Raw genomic sequence first — 23,668 nt, 5'->3', positions numbered from 1 at the left:
ATATAGAAATGATGGAGGAATATTCATGAAAATCAAACCTAAGCACGCCATGTACAATGGTATATCCTACAATTTTTTTGATGGAACAAGCGATAAGATATGTTTTATGCTCTCTGGCACGGGCTATACCTATGATAAACCTATACTTTATTATTCTACGGCATTACTGTTAGAACTTGGCTATGATGTCGTCCAAATCAATTATACATTTGAGCAACAGCAATTCGAACAGGACTCCCAAGCCATATCAAAAATGGTCTATCGTGTTGCCAACCCTATTGTAGAAAATAGCTTGCAATCAAAGCCTTATAGAGAAGTCGTTTATCTAGGAAAATCTTTAGGTACTATGCCTATTGTCGATTATTATATGCAGCAGACTCCTTCTATTCCTGCTCGTTATGTACTTTTCACCCCATTACTTTCTCTTCAACATACAATGACAAATCTATTAGACAAACATGCATTTTTAGCAATTGGTACAGCGGACCCTCATTATTCACAGGAGAAGCTAGCGCAACTTGCTACCCTTCAGCTTGCTGTTTTTGAGGACCTTAATCATTCACTTGAAATTCCTTTGAATGCTGTTTTATCCATACAGCACTGCCAATCGCTGATAACACAATTAAAAATCTTCCTACAAAATAATTAGTAATATTTTTATAGTACTATTTACCAAAATCGTGTACATATGCTACACTAGCAAAAATACATTGAAGAGAAGAGTAAATAAGGCTGTTCTTCCCAGAGAGCTCGGATTGCTGAAAACGAGTAAGAACGAATTATTGAAACAAGCCTCGGAGTAGCGCATTGGATTTTGTTTGAATGATGGTGCGACGGGAACTCCCGTTATAGAGTTACAGTATAAGCATAGGCTCTATGCCGTACTGAAAAGGCTATTATGGTGACATAATAGTGAACTAGGGTGGCACCACGTGAGTATATAAATTCTACAACCTCGTCCCTAAGACTAATCGTCTTGGAGGTGGGGTTTTTTATTTTGCAAATCGTCACTTTGCTTAAGGAGGAATTTATATGAGAAAAGCTTTAGAAAGCTGGCGTTATCCTGCCATCCTATTATGTAGTATTGGTGTTTCAAGTGTTGGCGAATGGATTTATTTTATCGCCTTAAATTTAATTGTGTTAAACCTCACAGAATCTGCTCTGGCTGTCTCTGGATTGTATATTGTAAGAGCGATCTCTTCCTTGTTCACTAATTTTTGGTCAGGAAGCCTAATCGATCGTTTTAATAAGAAAAAGCTAATGATTTTTCTAAATTTGGTTCAATCTATACTCATTGTCATACTCCCCTGCTTTTCTAGCCTCTTGTGGATGTATGTCCTTGTTTTTCTCATTACAGTAGCTAGCTCTATGTATCAGCCGACATCTATGACTTATATCACTAAGTTAATTCCTGTCGAACAAAGGAAACGTTTTAATGCATTACGCAGCTTACTCGACTCTGGTGCATTTCTAACTGGACCAGCAATCGCAGGTTTCTTGTTCACAGTCGGAACACCCTATATGGCCATATATTTAAACGCGATTGCTTTATTTCTATCAGCCTGTATAACGTTCAAAATGCCGAACATTGAAGCCCTTGAAAAATTTATTAATCGTACAGAAAAAGCATCCCTTTTTCGAGTATTGCTTCTGGATTGGCAAATGGTCATACGCTTTAGCTTAAAAAATTCCTATGTTATGGTAGTCTATTTGTTGTTTAGTGCTATCATCATCTTGATGACAGCTACTGATTCTTTGGAGGCTGCCTTTGCAACACAGATATTAGCTTTATCCGAAGGAGAATATGGGATTTTAGTCAGTATCGCAGGGGTAGGTGTTTTATTTGGCTCGCTAACCAACTCTGTTATTGTTGAAAAAATACCAACTTCTTGGTTAATAGGTATGGGGTCTCTCGTAACAGCACTGGGCTATTTAATATTTACCTCATCCTTTTCCTTTCTTATAGCTGCTATAGGTTGCTTTGTATTATCCTTTGCAACTGCCTTTGCGAATACAGGATTTTATACATTTTATCAAAATAATATTCCCTCTGAGAGCATGGGTCGTATAGGAAGTATTTATGGATTTTTTGAAGCACTTTTTATTATTATTTTTACTACTATTTTTGGGATTTTCGCTGAATGGATTACTATACGCTCAGTTGTCATTAGTGCATCCTTTATGATGGCATTTGTAGCTGTCATTCTACTATGGCTAAATATAAAACCTTCGAAAAGCCACTATTATAAAAGGTTGATAAGTAGCAAGCAACAGTAATCTCACTTTTCATATAAAAATTAACCATCTAATGTCTACTAATTACTGACATCAGATGGTTTTTATCGTAATAAGCAATCTTATATATATCCTAATTCAAAGGATAGCTGCTGTGCAGTTTTAATGACTTCCTGTGTTATACTTTCTAATTTTTCAGCATCTGTATCATATTCAAAGCACTCTGCACTAATGGCTGCAATTATTTGTTTATTTGAATCAAATATAGGTGCTGCTATGGATACTGTCCCCTTTGTTTTTTCTCCAACGCTTATGGCAAAGCCTTTTTCTCTTACATCATTGAGGCTCTCTATCAATTTTTCTTTCTCAGGCTCCTCAAGTTGTTGGAAAAATTGTTGCTGTACATCGCTTTTAGAAAACGCAAGTAATACTTTATTTGGAGCTCCTATAGGATATGGAATTTTTTCACCAATCATATCAATAATACGGACATTTTTAGGACTATCAATTCGATCAATAATAATGGATGCAAACTGTTTAGCAATACTTAAATAGATTGTTTCTCGAACATCATATGCAAGGTTTTCTAATAGAGGATGCGCTTTTTCTCTAATATCCGTCTCATGATACATTTTCATGCCTAGTTGCAGCCATGTATACCCCAATCGAAATTCTTTTTTATTCTCATTTCTCTCTACTAAATCAAAACTCTCTAATGTATATAATAATCTGTAAATTGTGCTAGTAGGCAAGTCTGTTTCATTAAAAATTTCTTGCACAGTAAAAAAACGCTTCGGATGCTTCGCCAGTATATTTATAACTAACATTGCTCTTTCGATTGATTGAATCATTACAATTACTCCCTTTCATTTCCCCATATAATCACTATCTTAAGGTTTTTATAGATCCATTTAGCTTTTACTAGGATCATTATGAAATTAAAATTCATGCAAATTATCAAATTTTTATGTACCTTCAATTTTTTACATGTAGCCCTGCTTTTAAATGTAGTTTCATTTTATTTTAACTAATTTTTATGCATATAAATAGATGCTACATGAAATATATACATAGTTCCACTCAATTAGCGCAGAAAATTACGAGTATTCACAAAAATTCAAATTGACAATTTGTTGTTTTGCATTTACGATGAATTTATATTCCACCATGTAGATTTAATTTCATATAGTGAAAAATATATAACGGTAAAAATATGTATTTCTCTACTAATTATCTATTTATATCATCTTGAAAATAAAAAACTTTTCTATAAAAGGAGAAAAAATCATGAATACTTTTATGTGGGATACACCCGAAAAACTACGTGCCCTATTATGTGAACTTGTGAGCTGGGAAAGCCGTACATTAACGGAGGGTGAAAATAAATTTGCCTTTCGACTAAAAGATAAATTGTTAACGCTTCCATATTTTGAAAAGCACCCAGACTTGATTGAATTACATGATGCAGGACTTGGCAGAAATGCAGTGACAGCCTTCTATAAGCACCCAACCGCAACTGAAACCGTTGTGTTAATCAGTCACTTTGATACCGTGCATACGGAGGAATATGGTGAACTAGAGCCGTTAGCCTTTTCTCCAGAAGAACTAACGAAAAAGCTAATGGAACCTAAATACCTAAAAGATTTACCAGAGGCAGCTCGCATTGATTTGGCGTCTGGGAATTATTTATTTGGACGCGGCACAATGGATATGAAAATGGGTCTTGCCTTACACATGCAGTTGATTGAAAAGGCAAGCTTTGAGCAATGGCCGATTAATTTAATTTTAACAACGGTTCCTGATGAGGAAGTCAACTCTGCTGGTATGAGAGCGGCTGTTGTGGAACTGGTGAGACTGCGGGAACAGCATGGCTTAACCTATAAATTATTTTTAAATAGTGAGCCATCGTTTTCACAAGGGCCTTCGGATACGAATGAATATATTTATTCAGGTACAATTGGTAAAATCATGCCTGCTGCTTTGTTCTACGGAAAAGAGACACATGTTGGTGAGCCATTAAAAGGGATGACGGCTCCCTTTATCGCTTCCTATATGACACAGCATATGGAGTGGAATCCCCTTTTCCGTGAAACAGATTTAGGCGAAAGCACACCACTACCCGTCTCTCTACAATTAAAAGATTTAAAAATGGAGTATTCTACACAAACACCATACCGTGCGGCGGCACTTTACAATGTCTTTTTGTTAAAACGTACAGCGGCTGAGGTGATGGCTATTTTTGAGGAAGTTGCGTTACAGGCAATGGCTGCTTGCAATGCGCACTATCAGGACATTTGTACACGCGAAAATGTTCAGGGTGTGGGCAAGGTAAAGGTCTTACGCTACGAGGCATTATTGGAGCATGCGATCCATAAGTTAGGAGCTGAGGAAGTACAAGCGATTAAGCACCAGGTTCAGCAGCATCGTGCATGGGATGATCGTGAAAAATCCATTCGTATTGTGGATCAGCTCATGATTCGCTGTCAGGAATTAGCACCTGCCACAGTTCTGTTATATGCACCGCCTTACTATCCAGCCATTAATTCATCCAACCATCCATTAGTGAAACAGTCGATTGAATTAATGAAGCAAACAGCTCAAACATTTGATATTGAGGTGGAGCAGATCCACTACTTTAACGGAATTTGTGATTTAAGCTATGTCAATTATTCAGATGCATCCAATGAGTGGCTAGCATTTGAACGGAACACACCTGTATGGGGCGATACGTATCATATTCCATTCAAAGAGATGGCGGCATTACAAGGTCCTGTCTTAAATGTCGGTCCATTTGGTAAGGATGCCCATCAAAAAACAGAGCGATTGCATGTGGATAGTGCGTTTAAAGAGATGCCTATTATGATTGATACATTGATTAAAAGTTTATTTTAAATAAAAGAAACTTCATTCAAAATAGCTTTCATATCCTCTCATTTAAATTGTTACCTAATAATCTAAGATGACACAGTACAAAATAGAAAGAGGTTGTTATATGGATTTTGCCGCTTTAACAGGTAAAATAGCAGGGATTATCTGGAGTAACGCATTAGTTTATCTTTGCTTAGGAGCTGGCGTTTACTTTTCGCTTATTATGAGGTTTCCACAGCTGCGTCTCTTCAAAGATATGATTAAACAATTATTTAATAGAAAAACTTCGGCAAATGGCGTTTCATCTTTTCAAAGCTTTGCAATGGCATTGGGTGGACGTGTCGGAATTGGGAATATAGCTGGTGTAGCTACTGCAATTTATTTTGGAGGACCAGGGGCTATCTTTTGGATGTGGGTCATAGCCTTTTTAGGAGCTGGTGCTGCCTATATTGAGTCCTCGTTAGCCCAGGTTTGGAAACAAGAAATCGCAGGAGAGTATCGTGGAGGGCCAGCATACTATATTGAGAAAGGGTTAAAAAATAAGCCATTTGCTATATTATTTGCTATCGCTACAATTATAGCAACTGGTTTCACTGGTTCAGGTGTTCAAGCCTTTAATATTGCTGATTCAACAAAAAATGCCTTCGGGATTTCACCAATAATTACAGGTATTATTGTTTCTGCAATATTTGGATTTGCTATTTTCGGTGGTATTAAAAGGGTTGGAAAAGTTGCTGAATATGCTGTACCGTTTATGGCAACTGCTTACATACTTCTTGCATTCATTATTTTATTGATCAATATAAAAGAAGTACCTGCAATATTTGCTTTAATTTTCAGCTCTGCCTTTAATTTAAATGCTGCATTTGGTGCTGTTTTTGGAAATGCAATTATGTGGGGAGTAAAAAGAGGGGCTTATTCAAATGAAGCAGGTCAAGGTACTGGGGCACAGGCAGCTGGTACCGCAGAAGTATCTCATCCTGCTAAACAAGGGCTTGTCCAAGCATTCTCGGTCTATGTAGATACACTACTTGTTTGTACAGCTACAGCCATTATGATCATCTCCACAGGCAGTTACAATATTGCCCATCCTAATGGGGGATTTTTAGTTGAGAATCTACCAGGAGTTGAAGCAGGTACGGCATTCGCACAAGAAGCAATTAACTCATTCATTCCTGGTTTAGGAAGTCCTTTTGTGGCTGTCGCTGTATTTTTCTTTGCAATAACTACTATGCTTGCTTTTGGGGTATACACGGAAAGTAATGTTGCTTACTTATTTAGAAACAATAAAAACTTTGCTACTATTGCTATTGTCGTAAAAGTACTACTAGTTATCTCAATCTTTTTTGGAACAATTCGTTCCTCATCAACTGCTTGGAATCTTGCTGATATCGGTGTAGGTACACTTGCATGGTTAAACCTAATTGCTATTATTTTATTAACAAAGCCAGGTATAGCTACATTAAGAGATTATGAAGAGCAAAAGAAGTTGGGTCTTGACCCAGTCTTTATTCCCGAAAGATGTGGAATTAAAGATGCAGAATTGTGGAATGAAATCACTGAAAAAAACTATCCAGATCAATTAGCCGCATTAAAAGAAAAAGTTGGCGACTTGAAATAATTAAATGAACCCTGTAGTAGTCACTAAGAAGTTGAAAAGTTGCCGCTATGCAGGGTTCTTCCTTTTTAGATTTCCATAGAATTCAAGTTAGATTATCTATCTTTCAGTTGGGAAATGCTTTACTTGATCAACTGCCTCTAATAATTTTTTTGTTACCATTTCTGATTCATCAATATGGCTTGTTAGAACGCGATTTGTTTCATCAAATAAGGCTGTCGTCCTATTAAATTTATGCATAACGTCTTCGTTTGATAGCTTCTGCTCTTTAATTGAAGCTAATAGCTCATTTATTCCCGTTTGAACATTTGTCATAATATGCAGCAATTGATCAATTTTTACTGATGTTTTAGCACTTTTATCAATGCCTTCCGTTACTAGCTGCATATTATTTTTATTATCCTCGTAAGCAAGTCCAATTTGTTCTTCTATTTTCTTTGTTAAATTAGCAATATCTTCTGTGCTTGTTTTCGTATTTTCAGCTAATTTGCGAACTTCCTCGGCAACAACCGAAAAGCCTTTACCATGCTCCCCTGCTCTTGCTGCCTCAATAGATGCATTCAAAGCTAGTAAATTGGTTTGATTTGATATTTCTCCAATAACATTAACAATTTCCGCTATTTGCTTTGAGCGCTCACTTAAATTACTCATGCTTAAAGATGTTTTTTGAGACTGCTCTCCTAACGCATCAATCAAATGCTCTACCTCCTGAACAGCCTGCTTACTTTCAACCGATAATGTCATCATTTGATCCGAGGAAGAGATTAATAAATCGCCTTTATCTAGGGCATTTTCAGAAATTTTATTGGATTGAATTGTGCTATCCTCCACTTTATTAAACTCTCCTACAATATTTGCGACCATTTCTCCTAAAATAGTATGCTGGTCATTTACCTTGTTATGTTGTTCAATAGTTTCAATGATTTCCTTATGTAACTCATTTAAAAAAATTTGAAATTCATGATCTTTCTTATCCAGCTTTGCATTCAGTTCATCAATTTTAGCCTTAAATTGCTCTATATCTACTTTTTTTGATTGAAACATTGTTAACACAGCCATCACCTCAGAAAATAGAATATGAATATGTATTTATTTTACTGGATTTAAAGTAATTAATATACATTTTAAGAAAAAAACAAACACTCACTACTAACAACGACATAGCGTGATAGTAGTGAGTGTTTTGTTTTTTAATAGGCTAAACCAAATAAAGCTTTAATATGTGTTAAGTAACGAATATTAGAAGCTTCTTTCATTAATGTTGCAGGAAGGCCTTTAAGCTCTGTGTTGCTCGCACCAATTGTAGCAACAGCATCTTTACGACCTAAGCTTGCAAGTGTGCCAGAGTTTACAGCTGAGAATGCTTTCATGTCTTGGTTTTTGTATTGTGCAAATACATTATAACCAGCACATTCACCCATTTGCCATGCAACTTGTGCTGTTGGAGCGTATAGTGGACGACCTCCATCAGCTGGTAGGGCAACCGATGCATCACCAATAACAAAGACATCTTCGTGAGATGTAGATTGTAAGAATTCATTAATCGTTGCTTTGCCACGATCAGCAGCTAGACCTGATTCGCCTACGATTGGAAGTGGAGCTACCCCACCTGTCCAAACAAGTGTATTTGCAACAATTGGTTCACGATCTTTTAAAGAAATAACGTTGCCGTCAACACCTGTTACTGGTGTACCTGTAATAAATTCTACGCCACGTTTAGTTAAGCTTTCAGTAGCACGTTGGATAAGTGTATCTGGAAGAACTGGCAAGATTTTCGGACCAGCTTCAACAAGTTTAATTTTAAGATCAGCAAAATTAACACCATGTTTTGCAGCGATTTTCGGGAAGTTGTCCACGATTTCACCAACAAGCTCAACACCTGTTAAACCGCCACCACCAATAACGATTGTTGCATCTGCTTCATCTTTAGATTGTGCATATGCTTCAATGCGGTCTTCAATATGTTTGTTGATTTTATTGGCATCATTTACTGATTTAAGAACCATAGAGTTTTCTTCTAATCCTGGGATACCAAAGAATCCTGTTTGGCTACCTAAAGATACTACAAGTGTGTCGTAAGTTAATGTATAACCATTATCTAGATCAACTTTTTTAGTATCAACATTAAATTTGGATACTTTCGCAATGTGTAGGTCAATATCTAAACCTTTAAAGATTTTTTTAAGTGGTAATGCAACAGCACCTTCTGCAATTGTACCACCAGCTAAACGGTGAAGCTCAGTGATAATTTGGTGTGTTGGGAATTGGTTTACTACAGTGATTTTAGCTTCATCAGCTGATAGATACTTACGTGCTGTTAATGCAGTTAAAACGCCAGCGTAACCTGCACCTAAGATGACGATTTCTTTTGACATGATTAATTAATCCTCCGTCCTTACGAATTGAATTTACCTTGAGTCTTATTTGGCTTTGCGTTCTGAGCTTACTTGTAAGAAAGCATTAACAAAACGGAAAACATTTTGAACTTGAGGGTCTTTTAACATTTTCACAAGACCGAATAAACCAATTACTTCATGGCTTTCAGATGCACGGTCTTTCGCTTCAATTGCAGTTGCTGCAAGGTTTTTCGCAGAGCCAACTACAGGACCAGCGATTTCTGTTACTGCTCCAACAGTATCGTTTTTAAGCACTTCGTCTGTTGCAACAGCTTGAGCAAACTCATATGATTTCGTTAATAATGTCATCATTTCAGTTAACTTCGGTAATTGCTCAACTAAAGTTGTAAGTGATTCTTGAACTTCAGGCTTTAATAATTGATCTAGTACATCTAATTGCTCTTTACTCACAGTTACTTGTTCAGCCTGTGTTTGGTTATTCGTTTCTGACATTTTGAACTCTCCTTTGCCATCACTAGTACTATTTTTTATTGCTTACATGTAAAAAAGACCATTAAGGTAAAACTTAACAGTCGTTACAGCGTATATCTTACACAATCACCAGTCACAAGGGCTGGATAGCGATTCGTATGACTTGTTATTACAATGTTTACTTTAAATCGCAAAAAGCGCATCATAATACCATCCTTATCTTGTCTTGGTGACATTACAACCTTCATTATAAGACTGTTTGTACATTATTTCAATGAGCTATATCACAATTTCGACAATCTTTTCAAAATTCATTGATTTCATCAACTATTAACTGTCTTGCTATAATAAATTTTCCAACGCATCATAATTTTTATTGACAATTCTTTTTCCTGTCATCTCTATATACCCTTCTCTTTGGAATAAACGACGGCTTTAGGTTTCTCTAGTAATATTCAATAAGGACGCTAAATCTTTTTTGTTAGTGTCAATAGAAATGTGTCACTCTTGGCTAACAAAGCAGATTTTAGAATATAGGAGCTTTTCTTTATTTTAATTTAGTTTAATGACAATAACACGAACGTCTGTAACTGCTTCTAAGCTGTGCTTTTCAGATGGTTTTAAAGTTAAAATTGTATCTTGTGTTAAAATTTCTTCCACACCTTCAACAATAAAGCGAACTTCACCAAATTGAACAATAATTAGCACTTCATTGTCCGCACGATGCTCAGGAATTTTTTCACCTGCACGCAATTGAATGTTCAAAATATCTGCACCAGCGATACTCCCTAATTTACCAATATGTTTTGACTTTTCTTCTAGCATTGCTTGGATTGGTATAATTGTCATTGTCATTCCTCCATTAAACTGTTTTTATGCTATTATAGGTTCTTTTGATTTACGATGTTCCACTACTTTTTAGGCCACACCCCCACTATAATGAAGAATCACTCTAATTGTCTGTGACTTACATCACTAAAAAAGAAGTATCCCAAATGAATGAGATAGCTCCTCTTACAAACCTATTTTGTGTTAACGTTTTTCAACAGAAAGCCAGAAGAAATTTGTTACTTCCTTTGCCGTCACATCTACTGAGCCTAGCAAAGTTTTACCATCCCCATCTTTAAAATACCCTACAGTCATCAATGCCATAAAGTTATGAGCGAAAAACTTTGCATTTCCTTTTCGAATTGTGCCCTTTTCCATCTCTTTTTGCATAGCCTGCTCTATTGTTTGATACATACCATTTTCGGATGCTTGAACTTGTCTCAGCTGCGATTCCGATAAATTAATGGTAGCCTCTTTCATAAAATTTTTCATATCAATATCGATAGTGGCTGATAAATGAACCTCAACGAGCTGTTCGAGTCGTTCTTTAAATGGTTTAGGCTGCTCTAAAATTTGTAGAATAGATAGCTTGATACGATCCATCATAGCGATTAAAGCAGATGTATATAAATCCCCTTTAGTTGGGTAGTAGTAATAGACAGTCGCCTTTGTTACGTTACAAGCCTTTGCTACATCATCCATTGAAATACTTTTGTAGCCCTCTTTAATAAAAAGTCTTGTGGCCGTTTCAAGGACAATATCTTTTGTAGGTTTCGCATTTTCATCATGGCGAGGTCTCCCGAGAACACGCGGTGATTGTTTCAACAAGTTCGCCTCCTTAATTAAGCATTCTTTTTACACATATTATAACATATTAATATTTATGGATTGATTAATTAACCTTCTAGTATATATAATTAAATCACTTACATGAATGGGGGTCTTTTGATGAAAAAACATCCACTTGAGCAATGGGGCTCAATGGTTGCAAGTAAAAAGGGAAGATTATTAGCACTAGCTTTTTGGGTGCTATTAGTAGTTGTATTCTCATTTGCTTGGCCACAAATCAATAGTATAGAAAGTGAGTCAGGCAAAAACTTACCTAATACCGAAATGTCTGAGCAAGCTGCGTCCATTATTGCAGAGCAATTTCCTAATGATGCTGGAACACCTCTATTGTTGGTGTGGCATCGTGAAAACGGCTTAACACCTGATGATTTTTCGGCTATACAAGGTGTATACAACGAGCTGCAAGCAAAGCCCTTAGCCCATCAAACAATGGTTCCACCATTTGATCAAATGCCACCTCAGGCTTTAATGGCTTCCGCTTCCGAAAATGGTTCAACAATTGTTACACCTGTGTTTTTTGAAAAAGGTGTCGCAACAGATATGCTACAGGATAGTTTAGATAAGCTGACAAAAATAATGGAAGGCTATCAAGTCCAATTAGATGATAAATTATCAAGCGATGCACTCCATGTGCGCTATTCTGGACCAGTGGGAATTGCCACTGATGCTGTCAGTTTATTTTCACAAGCAGATGTGAAGCTATTGATCGCAACTGTATTACTCGTTTTAGTATTACTTATTATTATTTATCGTTCTCCATTGCTAGCTATTATTCCTTTAATTGTTGTAGGGCTTGCCTATGGTGTGATTAGCCCGACACTTGGTTTTTTTGCTGAACAGGGATGGATAGATAAAGATTCACAGGCAGTCTCCATTATGACTGTTTTACTATTTGGTGCAGGTACTGACTATTGTTTATTTTTAATTTCAAAATATAGAGAAATACTCTTTGATGTTGAGGATAAGACGGTCGCAATGAAGCTAGCTGTTAAAGAATCGGGTGGTGCTATTTTAATGAGTGCCCTAACAGTGGTTATAGGTTTAGCGACCCTTAGTCTTGCCCATTATGGCGCATTTCAACGCTTTGCTGTACCATTTAGTTTTGGTGTGCTTGTCATGGGGGTCGCAGCACTTGTTGTCCTACCAGCAATTCTTGTCCTTATTGGGCGAGTAGCGTTCTTCCCCTTCACTCCTCGAACGGAGGAAATGGCCAATAAAAAGGGCAAGAAACAGCATAAGCCTTCACATAAGGTTAGTCATAAAATTGGTCATTTTGTTACCCATAAACCTTGGGTCGTTATCGCTGTAACTGTAATCTTACTTGGAGGGTTGGCGGCATTTGTTCCGCGAATTCAATATACATTTGATTTGCTTTCATCCTTCCCAAAAGATATGCCGTCTAGAGAAGGATTTACATTAATAGAAGAGAATTTTTCGCCTGGAGAACTAGCACCTGTTCAATTAGTAATAGACACAGAGGGTACTGATATTAATATCCAGCAACAACTAGAAGCTATCTCTTATATTGATAGTGTGGCAGATGTACAAATTGGCGAAAAAAATAAGAATATACACTTGTATGAACTCAATTTCAATGCCAACCCTTATGCACAGGAGTCATTAGCTCATATTCCTGAACTACAAAAAGAGGTTATTAAAATACTAGAGGCACAAGGTCTCAACAACGCTGAAAAACATGTTTGGCTTGGTGGAGAAACAGCTAGTCAATATGATACACAACAAATAACTAAGCGAGATGAAACAGTAATCATGCCAACCATGATTGCCTTAATCGCATTATTATTATTTGTCTATTTACGTTCTATTACAGCAACTGTTTATCTATTAGCAACTGTTATAATTTCTTATTTTGGGGCATTAGGCGCTGGATGGTTAATCTTACATCATATCATGGGGGCCGAAGCAATTTCTGGAGCTATTCCATTGTATGCTTTTGTGTTCTTAGTAGCTCTCGGAGAGGATTATAATATCTTTATGATCTCAGAGATTTGGAAAAAGCGTAAAACCACTGACCATTTATCAGCTGTAGAAGAAGGTGTTGTCCGAACAGGAAGCGTTATTACATCTGCTGGACTCATCCTAGCAGGTACATTTGCGGTACTGGCAACATTACCGATTCAAGTGCTTGTTCAATTTGGTGTTGTGACAGCCATTGGTGTATTGCTCGATACATTTATTGTAAGGCCATTACTTGTACCAGCCATCACAACAGTACTAGGTAAATATGCTTTCTGGCCAGGTAAGTTATTTAAAAAAGATGCCTAAATAGATAACACGGACATTAGCTAGGTGTGATTGTCATGCATGCTCATGTCCGTGTTTTTTTATATTAATACTATAAGCATTTCATCATATAATTATAGTAAATTAACCTTATTACATTATATAAGGAGTGGCATGTATGGATCTTCAAAAATTACAGCAACGTTTCCCATTATTAAGCCCCTTCTCAGGTAAAACTGATGGAAATTATGTATTTAATTTTGACAATCAGCTTTACGAAATTCCCATACACACAATGACACAAAATGAATATGAGCTATTGCGAATATTCTCAGGCCCCACTGTCTTATACGATAACAATGATATGATTTGGCTTGATTATTTTACAGATAAAACAGATATTGCTCCAACTAATCTTCCTATGCATCGTTTGTTATTTCTTCATTTTGATAAAGACTTTACAACACCTACATTATTGCGTTCAGTCTTCGAAGCTTTACTTGGGAAGGATATTATTCTGCTATCGCTTCAGCCACAATTATTTGTCATAATCGAGTGTATCGACTACAATGAGGAGTTTTTAGATTTGACTCATTATGTTAATCCCATAATGGCAGACTTAGAGACTCATTTTAAAATTTTTGTTTCTGATATTATACACAACATCACCACGACCAAGGAACGATTTAACTGGTATGTTCACCTTCTACCATCCATTTGGACTTATACACCAAAGCATGTACTCACACAGCAAGAGCTTTTAGTGCCTTATATAACGCGGCATCTAGCCTATCAAGAGAAAGAAATTTTTATCTCCTCTATCCTAAAAAGAGCCACTTCTCAGCCAGAATTACTCCATACAATTAAGAAATTGATTGAATGTGATGGAAACATTACATTAGCCTCTAAAAAAATGTATATGCACCGTAATACCTTACAAAATCGCTTAGAAAAATTTCAACAAATGACGCAAAAGGATATTCGGCAATTTTCCCATCGGCTAGAAGTTTATCTCGCAATTATTTTCTTAGAATCACTTTAAGACCAACTGCACAAATTATGCCTTCAACACTGTGCAAGCTTTCCATATCACTCTATTCTAAAGTCATTTACAATGAAAATATGACTTGTAAAGGGGTGCAGTATGTATGGCGGAATTACGGTTAGAGCATATCTATAAGATTTACGATAAAAATATCCAGGCCGTAACTGATTTTAATTTGCATATCCATGATAAAGAATTCATTGTGTTTGTAGGCCCTTCTGGCTGTGGTAAGACCACAACTTTACGTATGATTGCTGGCTTAGAGGATATATCAAAGGGAGAACTATACATTGACGATGTTTTCATGAATGATGTGGAATCAAAAGATCGTAGCATTGCAATGGTATTTCAAAGCTATGCTTTATATCCACATATGACAGTCTATGATAATATGGCATTTAGCTTAAAGCTACGAAAGGTTGATAAAAAGGAAATAGATCGTCGTGTTAAAGAAGCTGCTAAGATTTTAGGATTAGAGGATTATTTAAAAAGAAAACCAAAAGCTCTATCTGGTGGACAACGTCAGCGTGTAGCACTGGGAAGAGCAATTGTCAGAGATGCTAAGGTATTTTTAATGGATGAACCTCTTTCTAATTTGGATGCCAAATTACGTGTACAAATGCGAGCAGAAATCCAGAAGCTCCATCAACGAATTCAAACGACAACGATCTATGTCACACATGACCAAACAGAGGCTATGACGATGGCTACCCGTCTGGTAGTGATGAAGGATGGCCTTATACAACAAATTGGGACACCTAAAGAAGTATATAATACACCACTTAACATGTTTGTGGCAGGCTTTATTGGTTCACCATCCATGAACCTCTTCCACTGTCGTCTAACAGATACCGAGATCCTTTTAGGCGAGCAAAGCTTCCCTATCCCATCCATGCATTTACCATTGTTAAAGGAAAAAAATTATTTAGGGAAAGAGATTATTATGGGTATACGACCTGAGGATTTACAAATGACTGATGTTATTTCCCCTTACACTTTCACTGCAACGATTGATGTTGCAGAATTACTAGGAGCAGAAACTTATCTCTATTGTTCTTTAGTAAATCAGAATTTTATTGCTCGAGTACAGGCTGATAACAATTTTCATCCATCCGACAAGGTTTTCCTATTTATGAAGGAAGAAAAGATCCATTTCTTCGACCCTCAAACAGAGGAACGTCTTTAAAGCATGCATGCTTCGAATCCATGTGTTCGGGAAGAGAAAGCCAGCTGTATATACCATTGATGGCAATCGAATTTATATTCAAACTTCTACATCTGGTATTTTAAATAAGAAATTAATTGATTTCTTCAAACGAATTAAAAGCACGCTAGGCATTATCCACCTAGCGTGCTTATTCTATTAATCTTACTTTGCCGCTGCTTGAATCTCAAAGTAAGCCCAATGATCTTTAGGTATATCCTTGAAGATTTGTTCTGTGTCCTCAGTTGGTATTGGACGATTAAAGATTCGATTTAGTACCTTTACTGCCTGTGCACGTGTTAGTTTTTCTTCAGGTCTAAATTCACCATTGCCTGAGCCAACCATTATACCTATCGCACTTATGCGATTGATTTCTTTTGCTGCCCAATGTGTGACCGCCACATCACGATATGTTTCTCCACTTGTATTTATTTCGCAATACGAGGTATCTGTAGCCCCTTCTACACATTGTTTATCAATCCATCTCACAGCAATAACCGCCATTTGGGCTCTAGTAATCATTTCATTCGGCCCGAATGAACGATCATGACGTCCTTGCATAATTCCTTCTGTACGAATATATTCAATATCGTTTTTTGCCCATGAAGTAGCTGTATCTGCATAAAATAGGTTAGACGCTTCTGGTACATGATTGTCACTTAGGTTTCTTGCCAACATTGCTGCCATTTGGGCACGAGTGACATTTACATTCGGACGGAAAGTGCCATCTCTATAGCCGTGAATATAGGAAGCAAATGTGCTGTCTACCTCTATTGGTTCTTTCTCTGGTGGCACTTCTTCCTGCGCTTGTTCTACATAAAGTAGAGAAAATGTAGAAAAGTGCTCTACATCAAAGACTATACCTGTTTGCCCTCTCGTAAATTCTGCAAAACGCCCACGTATTATTTCAACTGTTCCATTACTATGCTCTACATAGACCATCATATTTTCTCGTTGAGCTGATGTGAGATTCGCTGGTAATGGTAGTAGCAATGTTACTTGACGGTTTTGTAGATTTGTGTCGATAGATATTGGCTGACCAACGAGTTTTACATTAGCGCCATTACCCTGTTGTAAAACTATTTCAGCTTGTTTAGCCTGATCCTCAATAGCTTTTTGCCGCAATGCATCCTTAATCGGTACAATTCGGAAGTAAATGTCTTCATTGAAATCATTCATTGAAGTAAAAGGAACATCTATTTTGACCATTCCCATAGCTATACTAAAATGTGATTTACCCTCTATTAATCGCTTAGCAGCATCTCTATCAAGTATCACCTTTGTTTCACTTGCTGGAGGTTCCATATTAGGGATCACAAGTCGAGATCTTTTATCTTCCTTATTCCCTAATATCCGAAGAAACTCGTTTGCATTTGCAACTGTAAAGTTTACTGTATCTTGAAAGCTACCGTTACTCAATACACGTGTTAACACGGTTTGGAGAAGCACATCATCTGGCATACTTTGATCTACAACATTTATCTTTAGCTGATTACTTGGTGCAACAGGATCAGGTGTTGGTGTAGGACTAGGCGTTGAAGATCCTCCATCTCCTGGTACATTGTTTTTAGACCACAAAGCATACAATATCAAATTCCCTTTCCCCATTTGAATCGTTTGCCCAATTTTATAAGTAACACCTTTTCCATCAGCCTTCGTATTCCATCCTACAAATGTATAGCCTGCTTTCATTAAATTACCTGTATTGCCCAGTACTGTAATAGTGTCCTGATTTTTATACTGCTTTGAATCTGTTGGTACTATCCCCCCATCAGACCCGTTACTGTCATACGTAACCGTATATGTTTGCAGTGCACTAGTCGTAAAATTCCAGGAAGTATTATTAGTAATACCTTTATACGCATTATCTGCTACATCAGTAAATGCACCTGCGTCAATTTGAATGCTGTAAGTAGTATTATGGGCTAAATCCAATGTAGGATTTACTGTCACAGTTTCATTAGTGATAGAAACATTTGCTTGTGTAACAGCAATAGTTTCGACAATTTGGTTATCTGCAGCATTTCTTATGACAATATTTTTACTAGTTACAGGTAAGACCTTTTCATCAAATGTTAATACAAGATTATCTGCAGGCTGTACATTAATTGCCTGATGCGCTGGGAAATAGGTTGTTATTTCAGGAGAAATTTTGTCAAATATCACAATTGTCCCTGATGAAATCTCTGTTACCTGTAAGCCCTCATTCCCTGCTATATCTTGAAAATCAATTGTAAAACTGATAGGTCCATCTGAGTCTGTGGACTTTAACGTATAGCTTGCTTGCCATGTTTTAGCATCCCCATCACCTTTATCATTGACATTTGCTGTTTGTCCTAGGATTGATACATTCGGTGATTGAATGTCCTCACTTGTCTCAAAGTCGATTGTGATTACATCGTCTACCTTAGCAACTGTTGGGTTAGCATTATTTGAAGCCATTGTCACCTTTTTTACTGTTGGCTTTACGCTATCGACAATGACATAGCTTCCATCAGTTACGTCCGTTACCTCTATTGCCGAATTACCTAACAGATCTTTAAAGTTAATTGTAAAAGGTGCTGTTCCCTCTAAATCACCATTATCTATAACATATGTTGCCTGCCAGTTTGTGGATGCTCCTGTTACAATAGCAGCTTTCCCCGAAATGGTAATTATAGGTGCTTGTATATTTTTATCTGTTTTCATTGTTAAGGTGATCGTATCTCCTACCTTAGCCTTTGTAGGATCCAGATTATTCGATTTGATCTCCACCTCTACAGCTTTTGGCAGAGCTTTATCAATCACAAATGTAATGGTTGTGGTATTCCCTACACTATCTGTTGCTACCAAAGTATAATTTCCAGATGTACTTACTGTAGTGCCACTTGAAAAGATTGCTCCATTCAGGGTAGCAGTTCCTTCATTAAAACTAATCGTTACATCAGTGTTATAAACACCGTTATTTGTAACCCCTGTTATGACTGGTGGAGTTGTATCTAGAACAATTGTATCTGAGAATGTATTTGATATATTGCCAGCAGTATCCCTTAGTTGCATATAAACTGTTTTACTACCTTCTCCATGGGATAAAGTCCAACTTTTCGTAGATATTTTTGACTCCCAACTGGACCAAGTAATACCATCATTCGAAAAGCGCATTTCTATCGCTTCTCCTTCTAAATCTGTTGCCGTCAAATTTAAGGTAACATTTATAGAACTTGTCGAGATTTGTCCACCGTTAACAATGATGGAACCTGATGGTGCATGATTTTTAGTAATCTGGATTGTAAACTCCTTATCCAACGTATTACCAGCCTCATCAGTTACTCTTATCGTAATCTTATAACTATTTTTCGTATCGAATTCAAACATTGCCTTTGTCTTTAATACATTCCCATCAATCGTAAAGAAGCTTGTATCTCCAGACTGTAATGAATACGTGAATGTTTGTGAGCTTCCTGTATCCACTGCCGCCAATGTTCCAACTGTTGTACCAATGGGTTTCTTTTCTTGTACAGTAGTATTATTGAGCTCAATATCAGTAGGTGGTGTACTATCATAGAATATTTGTAATTCATTTGATGCTTTATTTAATGCACCTCCACTAGTTGCAACAACCTTTTCAGGAATTTTGATTTTCACAGCTCCATCTGTAATAGGTGATACTAGGGCTGTATATGTGTTACCAATTCCTGACAGAGCTGTCACGTTTCCATTTGTAACCTCTATATCCCCAACCGTAAAGCCTGTCACTGACCCACTGAAAACAATAGCTATAAAAATTGGAAGGCTATTTGTTGGACTAGGTTTATTTGTTGAAATTGTCACTGCTGGACGTGCATTGACGACTAGACTCATCGTATAGACAGTACTAAAATCAATACCATCGCTTACCTTAAATGTAAAAGATGAAGAAGATCCATTTTCTGTAATATATTTTAAATTACCTGCATCTAAATTAGCCTTACTGATTGTCATACCATTTGTAATCGCTTCCCCACCATCAAATTGCTGATTATTATTGCTATCAAGAAAGAGCTGTCCGCTATTTGGGATAGTAGAGATTTGAATCTGTTGCAAAGTATCTCCTGCATCTTCATCAGAAAATGCGAAGGAAGTACTATTAAATGTATACACTTGACCCTCGTTTACATCTATGGTTCCATTACTGGATGTCGGTGGTTTATTTAAGGCAAGGGTTGTTACCTGCTGCATCGTATATGCACTCTTATTGCCATCGGTATCTTTGACAATGATATTAAAATAATAGGTAGTATTGGCAGCAAGGCCTGTAACATTAAAGGAGTTACTATCTTTGGTATAGCCGCCTAAAGGTGTCCCATTCAATTCTATGGTATTAACCGTATCAATATTGTTACTACTAGATTGATAGACTTGATATTCTAAATCCTCTTGAGCTGTTATATCATCAGATGCTTTAGCCCAGTCCAGCTGTACGCCTGAGGTAGTAATATTTGAAGGAGTTATAGCACCATTTGTAATTGTTGGCGGATTATTATTTGGGATATCAATCGTAAATTGGGTAAACGTTAAATCCCATAGTCCCGCCTGTACAGTAGGTATAAAATTTACACTCGCAGTAATGACAAATGAGTTGATTCCTTCTATATTAATAGGAATATCATAAATAGGCTCATGATTTGCAACTGTCTTAAAAGTTACAGGATTTCCTTTTGGGTTTCCTGCCCCATCATACCCTTGAATTGTTAAGGACAATGCATCGTTTTCAAGATGTTTATTAATCGTATTAATTTTTATTGATTTTAAATCGAAGATCCCGCCTGCAAAGCTTTCCCCAGCAGAAATTCTAATTGATTTTGGTGGTGAATATTCATCTGCATCAAAATAATAACCAGCTGGAAATTGTGATCCATTGCTATACGTGAATAGATCAATACCATTATCACCAGGAATACCGCTTACTACAAAGCCATTATTTGTGTCATCTTTCCACGAAGCTTGACTTAAATCCTGTATACAACTTGGAAAATCTGGCGAATCGCATGCAGCCGCCTCCACTTTTAAAGGTGACACGAACCCTATTCCTACCATTTGGCTATAAGCGATTAACAGCAAACACAAGGTTATGGTTAATATCTTTTTTCCCATTCTATATTCTCCTTCTTGGTTTCACACCCTTCATTTAATGAATCGTTAACTCTTAGGAGGCCATTCCCCATATAAACAAATAATAAAGTTTAGTCCTAAATATGGTTGCATATTGTTATGTGGTTGACTTCCCCCAGTTTGATCGATAGCAAAGGCGTTCATTGATGTATTCACTGAATTTGAATATACCGGGAGAGAACCTCTACCTCGTTGTTCGGTCCATAATGCTCCAGTTGGCTCATTATTTGATGGTTGAGTATTGTTACAAGTAACAATATGATTATGACTAGGTATTTCAGTGGTTAATAATGTAACAGTAGATGAACCTCCAGATGCTCCAACACTTCTTGGTGTTAATCCAACACCTGTTCCTTGATGAAGCGCTACCCTACCATTTAAGTTTGGTAATGCAAACGTTGTTTTACCATCTCCCCCATATCTGTTACCCAAAATAGCATATAATGCACTATTCGAGGCAATGTTTATTATCTGACCATCGCACAAAGCCCAGTCTTTTGGTGCAAAATTACCGCCAAATATTCTAATTTCTCCTATATATGCTTCTGACACTTTGCCCACCCCTTTTTTCTAATCTCTTGATGGATAAATTCCGACTAAAGCTATGCAGTAATTAGCGACACTATATGGCTGCATATTTTGATGTGGCTGTGAATTTCCTGATGTTGACAATGCTTGCAAGTTCATATTAGTGTTTGGTTGATTGATAGAATAAATATTATTAGCAGATGTACCCCACACATTTCCAGTAGCCACTTTCAACGTAGCACTTTCTGAACTACCATTAATAATATGTGTATGAGTCGGCATCTCATTAGTTGTTAACACATGTGCCTCTTCTCCTGCTTTTTGTCCACGTGTGATGCTACTGCTTACATGAACTGGGACTCTTCCCCTTAAGTCAGGTAATGCAAATGTCGTAGAGCCATTACCACCATAAGTTGCTCCTAAAATTGAATACAGCGCTTGGTTTGTATTAATTTGTAATATTTGTCCATCACATCGCGCCCATCCGCTTGGAACTGTCCCAAAGCTAAATAATCGTATTTCACCTACATATTGTTCACTCATCCTTCATACCCCCTATTCTGTTGGATACATACCGTAAAGAGCAATAATGTAACTAATTGTTAAAAACGGCATTACATTGTTATGAGAAGCGTTTCCTCCCACACTTGAAACAATGGCGGCATTCATTGTGCCATTTGGTGGTTGTGTCGAATATTGTATATTTTTTGCCCAAACAGCATTTTCTGGACTAGGGGTTGTGCCATCAAGAGAAGAAGCTTTTACCTGATGTGTATGTGCAGGAAGCTGTGACGAGATTAAAGTGACGGTTTCCACCCCTCCCATTTGACCATTGACAAAGGTAGTACCAGTAGTTGGATTCTGTCCTTGATGTACTACAACCCTGCCTTGAAAATTTGGTAATGCAAAGGTTGATTGACCATCTCCCCCATAGGTTGTGCCAATCAAAGAAAAAAGTATTTCATTTTCGGAAATAGATAATAGTTGACCATTACAAAGAGCCCAGCCGTCTGGGGCATAATCGCCAGCAAATAATCGAATTTCTCCAACATATTGTTCCATTCTTAAAACCTCCTTACAAAATATTGCTTTACCTAGCACATTACAATAACAAGGTTAAAATTAGGTTAAAAAATATATTTTTCCAAAATGGACTAACCCACCTACCATTTAATCCAAAATATCAATACAATGTTGTTGCTTATAGGAAAGATTTAAGAGATAAAAGTGGGTAATGATATTACATCTATAAAAATATTAAACTAAATACCTAAAACCAGAATTCGTTTTTATTTCTGAGAATAAAAATGTCAAAAGCTATCGAGAGAAAACTTCTCGATAGCTTTTGTCTACAGTCTGAACATACTAACATTAATATGTTTTTATTTTATTTTTTCTTTTAGCCACTTTTTTATGCAACCTTTGAATAACTGAACGTGTTTCATCTAAATGATCCACTGTTTGCTCATAGGCACTCGTCACTACCCCCATAAATAAAATATCAATGACAAGTAACTGCGCTAGACGTGAGGAAGTGGCACCACTTCTAAAAGTTGCTTCAACATTGGGAGATACATATAAACAAATGTCTGCTAGGCTAGACACTAGTGAACTACCATAGCGCGTTAAACTAATTGTAGTGGCTGGTGTTTGGCCAGCTATTTCAAGGATTTTAGCCACTTCATGCGTTTCTCCAGAGAAGGAAATACCTACTACCACATCCCCCTTCTGTGCATTGACAACGGCTGTAGCTCCTAAATGCAAATCCACAAATGCCCTACTATTTTTATTGATTCGTAAAAATTTTTGATCCGCATCCATTGCTGCTATACCTGATGCACCCACTCCAAAAAATATAATTTTACGGGCTTGTGATAAGGCCGTTACGGCACGCTCCAATTCAGCAATATCTATTAAATTAGCTGTTTGTGTCAAAATTTCACTACTTTGCATCGTTACCTTCTCTACAATCGATGGCAGCGCTTCATTCGCCTCAATATCTCGATCTTCAACTTTAGCATGTTGTAAATCACCAGCAATGCGCAATTTCAGCTCTTGAACACCACTAATATTTAACGATTTACACAGCCGAATAACTGCGGCACTACTTGTTTGACTTGCCTCTCCTAGTTCAACCGCTGTCATTTTTATAGCCTGTGTTGGGTGTGCTAATATATAGCTTGCCACCTTTTTTTCGGAGAGTGGAAGCTTTTCGCACATTTCAGCAAGCATAATTAAACCCGCATTTATTTTTTCCATTTTTCCAGCTCCATCTCTAGATAAAAGGAAGT

Annotated in this window: 20 protein-coding genes and 1 other annotated feature; of the genes, 8 read left to right on the top strand and 12 right to left on the bottom strand. The window is 36.9% G+C overall.

Annotated features, from left to right (window positions below; genetic code table 11):
• Nucleotides 1-25: 25 nt before the first annotated feature.
• Nucleotides 26-649, top strand: coding sequence for a hypothetical protein (locus NYE73_RS01650; RefSeq protein WP_259949198.1), 624 nt, complete (start codon nt 26-28; stop codon nt 647-649).
• Between the two features lie 52 nt (nt 650-701).
• Nucleotides 702-966 (top strand) — a binding site (T-box leader).
• A gap of 66 nt (nt 967-1,032) precedes the next feature.
• Nucleotides 1,033-2,277 carry an MFS transporter gene (locus NYE73_RS01645; protein ID WP_048393177.1) on the top strand — a complete coding sequence of 415 codons (1,245 nt, stop codon included), beginning with the start codon at nt 1,033-1,035 and terminating at the stop codon, nt 2,275-2,277.
• Nucleotides 2,278-2,357: 80 nt separating this feature from the next.
• On the opposite strand, the gene NYE73_RS01640 is transcribed toward NYE73_RS01645, so the two are convergent.
• A complete protein-coding gene (locus NYE73_RS01640; protein ID WP_259949191.1) occupies nt 2,358-3,086 on the bottom strand; it encodes an IclR family transcriptional regulator in 729 nt (242 codons plus the stop codon).
• 436 nt (nt 3,087-3,522) lie between these two features.
• Here NYE73_RS01640 and NYE73_RS01635 point away from each other — a divergent pair, with 436 nt between their 5' ends.
• Complete coding sequence (locus NYE73_RS01635) at nt 3,523-5,127, top strand: M20/M25/M40 family metallo-hydrolase (protein ID WP_340815014.1); 1,605 nt, start codon at nt 3,523-3,525, stop codon at nt 5,125-5,127.
• Between the two features lie 100 nt (nt 5,128-5,227).
• Complete coding sequence (locus tag NYE73_RS01630) at nt 5,228-6,724, top strand: alanine/glycine:cation symporter family protein (protein ID WP_259951211.1); 1,497 nt, start codon at nt 5,228-5,230, stop codon at nt 6,722-6,724.
• Between the two features lie 96 nt (nt 6,725-6,820).
• Here NYE73_RS01630 and NYE73_RS01625 read toward each other — a convergent pair whose 3' ends face one another.
• The 6 genes from NYE73_RS01625 to NYE73_RS01600 all read right to left on the bottom strand — a co-directional run bounded on the left by NYE73_RS01625 (nt 6,821) and on the right by NYE73_RS01600 (nt 11,202).
• Complete coding sequence (locus NYE73_RS01625) at nt 6,821-7,780, bottom strand: methyl-accepting chemotaxis protein (RefSeq protein WP_255601754.1); 960 nt, start codon at nt 7,778-7,780, stop codon at nt 6,821-6,823.
• 131 nt (nt 7,781-7,911) lie between these two features.
• The gene (locus tag NYE73_RS01620; protein ID WP_257521016.1) at nt 7,912-9,096 is read right to left on the bottom strand and encodes an NAD(P)/FAD-dependent oxidoreductase; all 1,185 of its coding nucleotides are present in this window, start codon (nt 9,094-9,096) and stop codon (nt 7,912-7,914) included.
• Between the two features lie 45 nt (nt 9,097-9,141).
• The gene (locus tag NYE73_RS01615; RefSeq protein WP_004227758.1) at nt 9,142-9,570 is read right to left on the bottom strand and encodes a DUF1641 domain-containing protein; all 429 of its coding nucleotides are present in this window, start codon (nt 9,568-9,570) and stop codon (nt 9,142-9,144) included.
• 83 nt (nt 9,571-9,653) lie between these two features.
• A complete protein-coding gene (locus tag NYE73_RS01610) occupies nt 9,654-9,797 on the bottom strand; it encodes a hypothetical protein (protein ID WP_175400799.1) in 144 nt (47 codons plus the stop codon).
• Between the two features lie 304 nt (nt 9,798-10,101).
• Nucleotides 10,102-10,398 (bottom strand): cupin domain-containing protein, encoded by a 297-nt coding sequence (locus NYE73_RS01605; RefSeq protein ID WP_066038395.1) that lies wholly within the window; start codon nt 10,396-10,398, stop codon nt 10,102-10,104.
• A gap of 183 nt (nt 10,399-10,581) precedes the next feature.
• On the bottom strand, nt 10,582-11,202 hold the full coding sequence (locus NYE73_RS01600; RefSeq protein WP_259951209.1) for a TetR/AcrR family transcriptional regulator: 621 nt from the start codon (nt 11,200-11,202) through the stop codon (nt 10,582-10,584).
• Nucleotides 11,203-11,325: 123 nt separating this feature from the next.
• On the opposite strand from NYE73_RS01600, the gene NYE73_RS01595 reads away from it, so the two are divergent.
• The 4 genes from NYE73_RS01595 (at nt 11,326) to NYE73_RS01580 (ending at nt 15,882) form a co-directional block, all read left to right on the top strand.
• The gene (locus NYE73_RS01595; protein WP_048391861.1) at nt 11,326-13,512 is read left to right on the top strand and encodes an MMPL family transporter; all 2,187 of its coding nucleotides are present in this window, start codon (nt 11,326-11,328) and stop codon (nt 13,510-13,512) included.
• Between the two features lie 136 nt (nt 13,513-13,648).
• The gene (locus NYE73_RS01590; RefSeq protein ID WP_259951207.1) at nt 13,649-14,512 is read left to right on the top strand and encodes a PucR family transcriptional regulator; all 864 of its coding nucleotides are present in this window, start codon (nt 13,649-13,651) and stop codon (nt 14,510-14,512) included.
• A gap of 106 nt (nt 14,513-14,618) precedes the next feature.
• On the top strand, nt 14,619-15,701 hold the full coding sequence (locus tag NYE73_RS01585) for an ABC transporter ATP-binding protein (RefSeq protein WP_066038392.1): 1,083 nt from the start codon (nt 14,619-14,621) through the stop codon (nt 15,699-15,701).
• A 7-nt stretch (nt 15,702-15,708) separates the two neighbouring features.
• Nucleotides 15,709-15,882 carry a hypothetical protein gene (locus tag NYE73_RS01580; RefSeq protein ID WP_259955592.1) on the top strand — a complete coding sequence of 58 codons (174 nt, stop codon included), beginning with the start codon at nt 15,709-15,711 and terminating at the stop codon, nt 15,880-15,882.
• Between the two features lie 2 nt (nt 15,883-15,884).
• Here NYE73_RS01580 and NYE73_RS01575 read toward each other — a convergent pair whose 3' ends face one another.
• The 5 genes from NYE73_RS01575 to NYE73_RS01555 all read right to left on the bottom strand — a co-directional run bounded on the left by NYE73_RS01575 (nt 15,885) and on the right by NYE73_RS01555 (nt 23,636).
• Nucleotides 15,885-20,831 (bottom strand): S-layer homology domain-containing protein, encoded by a 4,947-nt coding sequence (locus NYE73_RS01575; protein WP_259951206.1) that lies wholly within the window; start codon nt 20,829-20,831, stop codon nt 15,885-15,887.
• Nucleotides 20,832-20,876: 45 nt separating this feature from the next.
• Nucleotides 20,877-21,401, bottom strand: a complete 525-nt coding sequence (locus NYE73_RS01570) for a phage tail protein (protein WP_103117334.1) — start codon at nt 21,399-21,401, stop codon at nt 20,877-20,879.
• 18 nt (nt 21,402-21,419) lie between these two features.
• Complete coding sequence (locus NYE73_RS01565) at nt 21,420-21,920, bottom strand: phage tail protein (RefSeq protein WP_103117333.1); 501 nt, start codon at nt 21,918-21,920, stop codon at nt 21,420-21,422.
• 12 nt (nt 21,921-21,932) lie between these two features.
• Entirely contained in the window at nt 21,933-22,439 is a 507-nt protein-coding gene (locus tag NYE73_RS01560; RefSeq protein ID WP_054548699.1) for a phage tail protein, read from the bottom strand.
• A gap of 309 nt (nt 22,440-22,748) precedes the next feature.
• The gene (locus tag NYE73_RS01555) at nt 22,749-23,636 is read right to left on the bottom strand and encodes a MurR/RpiR family transcriptional regulator (protein ID WP_208644733.1); all 888 of its coding nucleotides are present in this window, start codon (nt 23,634-23,636) and stop codon (nt 22,749-22,751) included.
• Nucleotides 23,637-23,668 lie beyond the last annotated feature (32 nt).

Source organism: Lysinibacillus sp. FSL K6-0102, assembly GCF_038003545.1.
Lineage (GTDB): Bacteria > Bacillota > Bacilli > Bacillales_A > Planococcaceae > Lysinibacillus > Lysinibacillus capsici.
Note: the sequence above shows the minus strand (reverse complement) of the source record. Positions and strands in the feature narration are given on the sequence as shown.

Bases quoted from the DNA above. Each gene is read 5' to 3' on its own strand.
- NYE73_RS01650 (WP_259949198.1), top strand. From the start codon at position 26: ATGAAAATCAAACCTAAGCACGCCATGTACAATGGTATATCCTACAAT.
- NYE73_RS01645 (WP_048393177.1), top strand. From the start codon at position 1,033: ATGAGAAAAGCTTTAGAAAGCTGGCGTTATCCTGCCATCCTATTATGT.
- NYE73_RS01640 (WP_259949191.1), bottom strand. From the start codon at position 3,086: ATGATTCAATCAATCGAAAGAGCAATGTTAGTTATAAATATACTGGCG.
- NYE73_RS01635 (WP_340815014.1), top strand. From the start codon at position 3,523: ATGAATACTTTTATGTGGGATACACCCGAAAAACTACGTGCCCTATTA.
- NYE73_RS01630 (WP_259951211.1), top strand. From the start codon at position 5,228: ATGGATTTTGCCGCTTTAACAGGTAAAATAGCAGGGATTATCTGGAGT.
- NYE73_RS01625 (WP_255601754.1), bottom strand. From the start codon at position 7,780: ATGGCTGTGTTAACAATGTTTCAATCAAAAAAAGTAGATATAGAGCAA.
- NYE73_RS01620 (WP_257521016.1), bottom strand. From the start codon at position 9,096: ATGTCAAAAGAAATCGTCATCTTAGGTGCAGGTTACGCTGGCGTTTTA.
- NYE73_RS01615 (WP_004227758.1), bottom strand. From the start codon at position 9,570: ATGTCAGAAACGAATAACCAAACACAGGCTGAACAAGTAACTGTGAGT.
- NYE73_RS01610 (WP_175400799.1), bottom strand. From the start codon at position 9,797: ATGAAGGTTGTAATGTCACCAAGACAAGATAAGGATGGTATTATGATG.
- NYE73_RS01605 (WP_066038395.1), bottom strand. From the start codon at position 10,398: ATGACAATTATACCAATCCAAGCAATGCTAGAAGAAAAGTCAAAACAT.
- NYE73_RS01595 (WP_048391861.1), top strand. From the start codon at position 11,326: ATGAAAAAACATCCACTTGAGCAATGGGGCTCAATGGTTGCAAGTAAA.
- NYE73_RS01590 (WP_259951207.1), top strand. From the start codon at position 13,649: ATGGATCTTCAAAAATTACAGCAACGTTTCCCATTATTAAGCCCCTTC.
- NYE73_RS01585 (WP_066038392.1), top strand. From the start codon at position 14,619: ATGGCGGAATTACGGTTAGAGCATATCTATAAGATTTACGATAAAAAT.
- NYE73_RS01580 (WP_259955592.1), top strand. From the start codon at position 15,709: ATGCTTCGAATCCATGTGTTCGGGAAGAGAAAGCCAGCTGTATATACC.
- NYE73_RS01575 (WP_259951206.1), bottom strand. From the start codon at position 20,831: ATGGGAAAAAAGATATTAACCATAACCTTGTGTTTGCTGTTAATCGCT.
- NYE73_RS01565 (WP_103117333.1), bottom strand. From the start codon at position 21,920: ATGAGTGAACAATATGTAGGTGAAATACGATTATTTAGCTTTGGGACA.
- NYE73_RS01560 (WP_054548699.1), bottom strand. From the start codon at position 22,439: ATGGAACAATATGTTGGAGAAATTCGATTATTTGCTGGCGATTATGCC.
- NYE73_RS01555 (WP_208644733.1), bottom strand. From the start codon at position 23,636: ATGGAAAAAATAAATGCGGGTTTAATTATGCTTGCTGAAATGTGCGAA.